This window comes from Corynebacterium sp. UMB6689, from assembly GCF_030215295.1.
Taxonomy (GTDB): Bacteria; Actinomycetota; Actinomycetes; order Mycobacteriales; family Mycobacteriaceae; genus Corynebacterium; species Corynebacterium aurimucosum.
Map to the genome: position 1 here is coordinate 1 of NZ_JASOLS010000300.1, position 233 is coordinate 233.

Annotated in this window: 1 protein-coding gene; it reads left to right on the forward strand. The window is 60.1% G+C overall.

Annotated features, from left to right (window positions below; all coding sequences use genetic code 11):
- Positions 1-233: glutamate ligase domain-containing protein (locus QP363_RS13585; RefSeq protein WP_284764883.1), on the forward strand; the 233-nt coding region annotated here is incomplete at both ends.

Consider the following 233-nt stretch of genomic DNA (forward strand, 5'->3'; position numbering starts at 1 on the left):
TCCGTGGCAAAAGGCCTCGGCAACTTCAAGGCAGTGAAACACCGGCGCACCCTGTTAGGTGAAGCTCGAGACGTCACCTGGATCGACGATTCGAAAGCGACCAATGCCCACGCCGCGAAGATATCGTGGGCCGGAATGCCGCCCTCGTCAGTAGTCTGGATTGCAGGCGGGGACACCAAGGGCCAGTCCTATGACGAACTAGTGGCAGCAGTGGCACCTACTCTGCGCGGAGT